Annotated in this window: 4 protein-coding genes; 1 reads left to right on the top strand and 3 read right to left on the bottom strand. The window is 53.8% G+C overall.

Annotated elements, in window-relative coordinates:
- Positions 1-208: 208 nt before the first annotated feature.
- The 3 genes from HMPREF2528_RS08970 to HMPREF2528_RS09345 all read right to left on the bottom strand — a co-directional run bounded on the left by HMPREF2528_RS08970 (position 209) and on the right by HMPREF2528_RS09345 (position 2,465).
- Positions 209-832, bottom strand: a complete 624-nt coding sequence (locus tag HMPREF2528_RS08970) for a hypothetical protein (protein ID WP_005505326.1) — start codon at positions 830-832, stop codon at positions 209-211.
- A gap of 726 nt (positions 833-1,558) precedes the next feature.
- Positions 1,559-2,161, bottom strand: coding sequence for an ABC transporter ATP-binding protein (locus tag HMPREF2528_RS08965; protein WP_239663304.1), 603 nt, complete (start codon positions 2,159-2,161; stop codon positions 1,559-1,561).
- Positions 2,162-2,225: 64 nt separating this feature from the next.
- A complete protein-coding gene (locus HMPREF2528_RS09345; protein WP_005505332.1) occupies positions 2,226-2,465 on the bottom strand; it encodes a gallidermin/nisin family lantibiotic in 240 nt (79 codons plus the stop codon).
- Between the two features lie 1,433 nt (positions 2,466-3,898).
- Between HMPREF2528_RS09345 and HMPREF2528_RS08960 the strand changes: the two genes are divergently transcribed.
- A partial coding sequence (locus HMPREF2528_RS08960) for a polysaccharide deacetylase (RefSeq protein ID WP_070543769.1) occupies positions 3,899-5,571 on the top strand: 1,673 nt, incomplete at its 3' end.

Raw genomic sequence — 5,571 nt, 5'->3', positions numbered from 1 at the left:
CCTGGTCACCCACACTCAACTCGGAAGAGCCGGAAATAGCCTTCGTGATAGCGGAATAAAACGAAGGTGTGGAACTTGCAAGGACCGATCTCAAACTGGGATTCGATAGAACAGTTTAGCAAACGCTGACTTCGCTTTGCCGTCACTTGGAAACCTATCCGTTGGAAGTGCAGCTATCCTCACATACGCTTTTCCAAGTGAAGTATAGCTATGCACGTTTCACCGACGTTAGTAAAAACCCCGAACTTATCGCAGCCAACAGAAACCCGGTAGAAAATATATAGGAGCCAAAGGTGGCGCCTTTTAAAATCCAAGTCGTGGGAACGACAGCAAACAAGATCGGTGAGTTCGCAAAATCACCTGTGCTAATCGGAAGACCTGCCACCACAAAAAAGATGATAACAATCCATGAAACTAATGAAGTAGTCCAAAGCCGAAGCGCAAAACAGGCCAGAGTTAGCACAACCGAAGAGAAAACAAGTACTAAAGCAGTATGACTCGACAGTCGCTCATTAACAAGCTCGCCAATGATAGAGACATAAAGCAGACTCAAACAAAGGTTAACTACTTGTGCGAGAAGCAGCGATTTAGCAATGAACCGGAGCAGAACTTTATCGTGAATACTAAACGAGACGTACGAGGCAGGGACCTTAGCATGCGACAAAGCTAGACCTGCCGTGGCAATTGGGAGCATGATGAGTAACGCGGATTGCGCTACGGCAATGGTATTTCCATAACGGAGAAACAGCAGCGGAAGAACTAGTGCACCGAGATAAGCGATCGTGACCCAACGAATGATTGCAATTCGCTCGATAGAACACAAAGACTTCATTTTCTTACTGCTCCTTTACTTCGAAACCTAGCCACAAGAACATAGGTAATAATTAGGATTGGTACCGGGATAAGCGCAGAGAAACCGAAATTTGATTGCTCCTGGATATCTACGAACGAGATTGCGGTACCATTGAGATTCAGCCCTACGGAGTGGAGGGCGTTTGATATGTATGGGGTAGCATTGTCAGCTAGGTTACCGGGTAGCACTATCCAGAAGTACAGAAGAACACCTGAAATTACCGCGGCAGTCGGAGGTTTTGAGAGACTTTCTAATGTCGAGTAGATCAGAGCAATTAGTATACTTTGGAAGGTAAGAAAGCAAAGCAGGGTTGCTAGCCCAGAGTGCATTTTCGAACCAGACAAAACCATTGTTAGATCGAATAGCAGCACACTAAGTAGGTTTACAAGAACTATTGAAAGTGTTCGACAGATGGTGCGTAGGACGCTAGGCAACCAGGCAATGTATACCTGCTGAGGCAAACCCCCGTAGTGGACCTTGGAAACCCTAGCATCAAGTATAAAGAGTAATGCGAGGGAAATTAGTGGCTGCGTTCCAGTAAAGAAGAAGCTGTATCCCCCTGTTATTGGAGTTCCGCTTGCCTCACTTGAAATCCATGCACCGAGGAATAGTGACGCCATTGAGCCCAAGATAGCCGCGAGAAAATACCAGATGTTCCAATAGTAAGTAAGCAAAGCACGGATAGCTGAAGTAATTCGCATGGTCCTACCCCCGGTGATATAGGTCCGCGAGATTCACGCCGTTGAGGTCGGGGATATGCAAAGCTTTGCCGTTACGAACTACGACACACTCATCCGGGACGCCTTGAATCTCATGGAGGAGGTGCGTTGATATTACAACGCAGTTCCCTTCGTCCCGATAACGACGAAGCGTCGCAGACAAGGAGATCATGCCATCTGGATCCAAACCATTCTGTGGCTCATCAAGGAACAAAAATCTTGGTCTAGATAATAAAGCAAGACAAAGCTCCAGCCGTTCCTTCATGCCGGTCGAGTAGTCCTTGGCTTTCCGCCCGTGGGCAGCGCGGACGATGCCCACACTATCCAAGGCCGACTCAGGATCAACATCCAGACCCCAGAATGCCGCGACGACCTGTACATTTTGTTTACCGCTCAGATACGGAAAGTAGCTTGGATGGTCGATTGCAGCTGACATTTCGCTAATGTCTGTCTGATCGTATCTAATGTGGCCACTTACTGGTTTTATCCGACCAAGGAGCGTTTTCATTAAGGTGGTTTTACCTGCCCCATTTGGTCCAAGGAGGCAGATTATCCTGCCAGTATTTAGCTGCAAGTTAATGCCGCTCACTACTGGGGAATTCTTGTACCCAACCGACAAATCAGTTACCGATATAGCTGGCATGGCCTACCTTTCAAAGAAAACGGCCCTGGAGGTAAGGCCTAGGATGCCTTCCCTCCAGGGCCGACTGCTGCGACAAAGCTACTAACCACTTGCAGCCAACAGAGATGCCGCAGCCGTTAGCACACTGGGCAGTGAAGCATGCAATGCCACCCGTCGGGCACCCAGGGGCGCACAGGAACTTCGAGGTGATGTGAGGACAAACAGCTTCCTCAACCTCTTCAACACGGGTGTCAAGGTCAACGGTGACCACGACTTCTCCAAGCTCTCAGAATCTGAACATATTCAGGTAACAGAAAGTTACCCGCACTGCTATGATACAACGATGCAAGATTAGTAGGGGCAACTTTCAGAATGTTCAGGTCGCAGGTTCAAATCCTGTCCCCGCAACGGATAACTCCCGATAGCTTAGCTATCGGGAGTTTTTTTATTCCCTAAAACCCGTACTCCCGCCGACCTGTCTCCTTCTGCTGTCCTCCCGTCACCTTCCGACCGCCGGTCTGCCTTCTTTCGCCACCTTCCTGCACCTTTCCTGTCGGCGACCTGTCTTCATTTGCCGCCTACTTTTCTTCTTCTTGTGCTACCTTTCTGCCGCCTGCTGGGCGGCTTTCTTTATATCTCCTGCCTCTCCGTATCTCCTGCCTTCTGTAATCTGCGGAGGGGGTCTTCTGAACCTTGTCGGGGCGGTGCTTCGGGGAGACTGATGGGGGGGCAGCCTGCTGTCCCTTCCGGGGTGCTTGAGGTGGATCTTTCGGCCTCTCGAAACCCCTCTTGAAACCTCCTCACGGAATTTCATAGAACCGTCGTGAAAGTACCCTGGACTGGTTTCGGAACGTCTCCCGATGCGTCTTTCGAGGTATTCCTCAGTCCGTCTATCGGGGCTTCAAGCGGGTGTGCCCATGGGGGTGGTGGAGTCACTTCCGAGCGGTTGCTGGAGGGTGGTTACGCCTTCTTGAGACGCTGCTTTTGAGCTCCTTGAAAGGGGATCTGAAAGGGGTCCTGAAGGGGGCTCTGGGGCGGGTCTCAAGAGCGTGATGAGGGGTCCGATAGGATGCCTGGGTGGGGGAGTGGCGAGGGGGCTGTTTTTGCCTCAAAGTGCATTCTCAAAGTGGAATATGCGAAAGGTGCCTATATTCCGGGCTTGGAAATCACCCGTTTTGCCCCGGAATTCCGCGGTTTTTGGCAAAAATTGGGCTTCGAGTGCAACAATTCACTCTGAAAGTGATTGTAATCACATACGAAACATTCAAGTTAATTGTAGAGTTTTTTGAAACTCTTTCAAAAAACGCTCAAAAACCCCGGAAAATCAAGGAAAAATAGCCCATTCAACCTCTACTTGAGGGTGATTCAAGTTAAACTAGAAGCTTAGAAAAAGCTCTTGTTAAGATTGAATCTTGTTCGATACCCAAAAATAGCCCCAAAAAACCGCTGGAAAAGGCTTTTTGACCTGGTAGCTTTGAGTACGTGGTCACCGCGGTCCGCCGCGTAGCTCTCCGAAATGAATACTGCACCCCTCCATCACACGAGGAAACCCCCGCAACACACACGGGACGGTTACTGGACTTGCTCCATGCGGCATCACATTCGCAGGCCGACCGCCTATAGGCTTCTCACCTATAGACCACCTATCACTCAACCACTCTCGGGCGTCCGCGCCCCACGAAACACCAACAACGAGGACAACCCATGGCACTTCGCCCCCGCACCGTTAAGGCTGGCTCTCTCGCAGCCATCGCCGTACCCTCCGTGCTCGGTAGCACCCTGGTAGCACCCGCTTCCGCATTCGCACCCGTCGTTCAGGACATCCCCGGCGCAGCTACCCAGGCTCCGAAGTCCCTGTTCACCTCCACCGTGCAGCCCACCCTCTCGCAGGTTGCTGTGCAGATCCGCCAGCAGGCAGAACAGGCAAAGCAGACTCAGCAGGCTCCCGCAACGACCGCGGTTCAGCCCATCCAGAAGACCTACACTGCCCAGGCAACTCAGCAGACAACCCCCTCGGCTACCTTCCAGTCCGCACAGGCGGCTCAGCCTTCCGCTCAGCCCACCCTGGCACAGGTTGCACAGACCCCCGCAGCTACCCAGGCTCCCGCAGCTACCCAGGCTCCCGCAGCTACCCAGAGCGCTGCAACCCCTGCCGCGCAGCCCGCGCAGACCGCACAGGCTACTCAGGCGGCATCCGGTGTGGCAGCAACCCGCACCAACCAGACTTTCCTGTCCTACACCTCCCCGGCTGGTACCACCTCGCAGTACCACGTCTACGCTGAGGGCGTGGACTTCTCCAAGCCCGTTGGCGTGGTCTTCTACTTCGACGGCGACTACTGGCGCAACGACCAGTCCAAGGTCTACGACCCCTCCGGTGAGCTGGCTCAGATGGCTGCATCCGCAGCGGCACAGAACATGCTGTTCGTGCCCGTCATCTCCCCGGACGCCAACCGTTACGACGCTGGCGTGACCTGGTGGGAAGACATGGAGCGTAACGGCGAGTTCTTCCGCTCCTTCGCTTCCTCCTTCATCGCGGCTAACGGTGTGGACTCCTCCAAGGTGTGGACCATGGGCTACTCCGGTGGCGCTGAGTTCATCACCTACGAGCTGAACACCAAGCCCCAGACCTGGCGTAACGGCGGCGGATCCATCATGGTCGCTGGTGGTGGCCTGGACGAGGGTACCCCCTCGGCTGCGCTGAAGTCCCAGCCCATGTTCTGGTACGCAAACTCGAACGACGGCTCCGGCGAGACCTACCCGCAGACCTGGAGCGCACGAGGCGCCGTTGAAGGCGGCTACAACGCCTACCGCAACGCCGGCTACACCAACGCTTCCGCGACCGTTCTGAACGGCTCGGGCCACTTCGACTACAACTTCTCGCAGATTCTGAGCAACTCGCTGACCAAGGGCAAGGCAACCGCCGCTCCCAAGGCTGAGCAGAAGACCGAACAGAAATCTGAGCAGAAGCAGCAGAACACTCAGCGTGCCCGCACCATGAGCTCCGCAACTTACCAGAGCTACACCTCCCCGGCGGGTACCACCTCCCAGTACCACGTGTACGCGAACAACCTGGACTACTCCAAGCCCGTTGGCGTGGTCTTCTACTTCGACGGAGACTACTGGCAGCGTGACGAGTCCAAGGTCTACACCCCCGACGAGGGTATGCTCGCGGCAATGGGCAAAATCGCTAACGCCCGCAACATGGTCTTCGTGCCGGTCATCTCCCCGGACACCAACGCATCTGGCGACGGCATCACCTGGTGGGAAGACATGGACGCTAATGGCGAGTTCTTCCGCTCCTTCGCGAAGTCCTTTGTTAGCCAGAACAACCTGGACGCTTCCCAGGTGTGGACCATGGGCTACTCCGGTGGCGCTGA

It is taken from the genome of Rothia sp. HMSC078H08 (assembly GCF_001808955.1).
GTDB lineage: Bacteria > Actinomycetota > Actinomycetes > Actinomycetales > Micrococcaceae > Rothia.
Note: the sequence above shows the minus strand (reverse complement) of the source record. Positions and strands in the feature narration are given on the sequence as shown.